4 protein-coding genes are annotated in these 2,738 nt (G+C 66.1%); all 4 read right to left on the bottom strand.

Features of this window, described 5'->3' with window-relative positions; genetic code table 11:
• A partial coding sequence (locus AC1D2K_RS33060; RefSeq protein WP_478094443.1) for an EscU/YscU/HrcU family type III secretion system export apparatus switch protein occupies positions 1 to 296 on the bottom strand: 296 nt, incomplete at its 3' end.
• Positions 297 to 415: 119 nt separating this feature from the next.
• Positions 416 to 1,051 (bottom strand): protein phosphatase CheZ, encoded by a 636-nt coding sequence (cheZ, locus tag AC1D2K_RS33055; protein ID WP_478094449.1) that lies wholly within the window; start codon positions 1,049 to 1,051, stop codon positions 416 to 418.
• Positions 1,052 to 1,062: 11 nt separating this feature from the next.
• Entirely contained in the window at positions 1,063 to 1,452 is a 390-nt protein-coding gene (gene cheY, locus AC1D2K_RS33050; protein ID WP_478094447.1) for a chemotaxis response regulator CheY, read from the bottom strand.
• A gap of 31 nt (positions 1,453 to 1,483) precedes the next feature.
• Entirely contained in the window at positions 1,484 to 2,509 is a 1,026-nt protein-coding gene (locus AC1D2K_RS33045) for a protein-glutamate methylesterase/protein-glutamine glutaminase (RefSeq protein ID WP_478094445.1), read from the bottom strand.
• Positions 2,510 to 2,738 lie beyond the last annotated feature (229 nt).

Below are 2,738 nucleotides of genomic sequence, written 5' to 3'. Positions count from 1 at the left end.
ATCGCGAACAGAGGCGCGAGCGCCATCAGGGTCTGCATGCCCATCCAGGCGGTGCGCGCCAGCATCTGCGTGGGCTCGTAGGCGATGCCGCGCTCGAACTGCAGGCCGCGGCGCATGGCGGCGCTCAGGGTGCCGCCGAGCGACTCGGCGGTGAACCAGAGGCCGCCGATGGCGGTCGCCAGCATCACCAGCGTGGTCAGCTCGCGGGAGCGGGCCACATTGCCTTCTTCGCGCGCCTTTTCGAGGCGCCGCTCGGAGGCCGGTTCCGTTTTTTCGAGATCGCTTTCCTCAGCCATTCATGCTCCTGGAGCAGCAGGCGAGGAACGCCTGCACATGACTGATTATTCGATTCGAAGGGCCGGAACAATCGCCCGATCAAGAGCGCTAACGCCCTCCTTCTCGCTGAATCAGAGACTCAGAAGCCGAGGCTTTCCAGCAAGTCGTCGACCTGCGACTGGTCGGCCACCGCATCGGGGTTCCCGGCCACGATCTGCGGGCCGTTCTGCAGGCTGTTGTGGACGATTTCCTGCCGCTTCTCGAGCGGCGTGTTGTCGATCAGGACCTGGAGCAGCTCGGTCTCCATGTCGTTGACCACTTCCATCATCTTCTTGATGACCTGGCCGGTCAGGTCCTGGAAGTCCTGCGCCATYAGGATCTCCATGAGCTGCGTGTTGATCGCGTTGGTCTTCTGCGGCACATCCGCCAGGTAGCCCCGCGTGTCCATCACGAGTTCGCGCGCATGGTCGAGCTCGATCGGATTGGCGAACCATTCGTCCCAGCGCTTGCTCAGGCCCTTGGCATCGGTGGCCAGTCCTTCCTGCAGCGGCTGCGCCACGTCGATGGCGTTGAGCGCGCGGTGCGCCGCCCGTTCGGTGGTCGCGGCCACATAGGCCAGCCGGTCGCGCGCATCGGGGATCGCCTGGGCCGCCTTGGCCACCTCCTTGTCGAGCCCCAGTTCGCGCAGGCCTTCGCGCAACTGACGCGTCAACTGCCCGATGCGGCCCAGCAACTCTTCGGCGGTGTTCCCCTGTTCGGCGTCGATCGCGTTCATGCTCATGGTAGTCAACCCTTGTTGAGTTTCTCGAAGATCTTGGTGATCTTCTCTTCGAGCGTGGCGGCCGTGAAAGGCTTGACCACATAGCCGTTCGCGCCGGCCTGCGCCGCTGCGACGATGTTCTCCTTCTTGGCTTCGGCCGTGACCATCAGCACCGGCAGCTTGCTGAGCTCGGGGTCGGCGCGGATGGTCTGGAGCATGGTCAGGCCGTCCATGTTGGGCATGTTCCAGTCCGAGACCACGAAGCCGAAATTGCCGCCGCGCAGCTTCTCGATGCCGGCAGCGCCGTCCTCGGCTTCGTCGACGTTGAGGAACTCGAGCTCCTTCAACAGGTTGCGCACGATGCGCCGCATGGTCGGGAAGTCGTCCACGACCAGAATCTTGATGCTCTTGTCAATCACTTTTCTCTCCACTCCAACAGTTCGTTTTTCAAACCCGATTCGTGCGCGCGCCGAAGGTGCGCAGGTGCGCCAGCACGCGGCGCGCCATCTCTCCCAGCGGCGCCACCTCGTCGGCGGCGCCGAGCGCGATCGCTTCCTTCGGCATGCCGAAGACCACGCAGCTCGCCTCGTCCTGGGCGAAGGTGTGGGCGCCGGCGCGCTTCATGCGCAGCAGTCCCTCGGCGCCGTCCTTGCCCATGCCCGTGAGGATCATCCCGATCGCATTCTTGCCGGCGTGCCTGGCCGCCGAGTCGAACAGCACGTCGATCGAGGGGCGGTGGCGGTTCACCGGCGGCTCCTGGTCCAGGTGCGCCACGTAGTTGGCGCCGCTGCGGCCGAGCGAGAGGTGAAACCCGCCCGGCGCGATGTAGGCATAGCCCGGCAGCACGCGCTCGCCGTGCTCCGCTTCCTTGACCGTGATGCGGCACAGGCCGTCGAGCCGCTGCGCGAACGAGCGCGTGAAGCCCGAAGGCATGTGCTGCGCGATGAGGATCGCCGGCGAGTCCGGCGGCAGCGGCTGCAGCACCTCGCGGATCGCCTCGGTGCCGCCCGTGGAGGCCCCGATGATGATCAGCTTCTCGGTGCTCAGCAGCGGACTGCGCAACAACGCCTCGGGCGCGCCGTCGGCCGCGGTGCGCGCCGAGGCGGCATGCCGCGAAGGCAGCAGCCGGGCGCTGGCGGCCGTGCGGATCTTGCCCGCGATCAGCTCGGTGTAGTTGAGCAGGCCGTCGCGCACGCCCAGACGCGGCTTGGTCACGAAGTCGATGGCGCCGAGCTCCAGCGCGCGCAATGCGATTTCCGAGCCGCGCTCGGTCAGCGACGACACCATGACCACCGGCATCGGCCGCAGGCGCATCAGCTTCTCGAGGAACTCGAGGCCGTCCATGCGCGGCATCTCGACGTCGAGCGTGAGCACGTCCGGGTTGGTGACCTTGATGAGGTCACGGCCCACCAGCGGATCGGCCGCGGTGCCGACGACCGTCATGTCAGGCTGGCTGTTGATGATTTCTGTCATCACGCTGCGTATCAACGCCGAATCGTCGATGCACAGCACCTTGATCTTGTTCGCGCTCACCAGAGTCCTTTGGTTCGTGCCACCGGCGTCGCTTCGGCGCCGGCGCAGTTGAATTTGCGCAGCTCGATCGCCGGGCGCTGGACGGACAGCTTGCGCAGCAGTTCGCCCTCCTCGCGCTGGATCGCCTGCACGTCGTTCTGAGCCCGCAGCTTGCGCACCACCGCCTTCC

Source organism: Variovorax sp. P1_H12_2, from assembly GCF_056405335.1.
Note: the sequence above shows the minus strand (reverse complement) of the source record. Positions and strands in the feature narration are given on the sequence as shown.

Coding starts and splice junctions, on each gene's coding strand:
- AC1D2K_RS33045 (WP_478094445.1), bottom strand. CDS start 2,509: ATGACAGAAATCATCAACAGCCAGCCTGACATGACGGTCGTCGGCACC.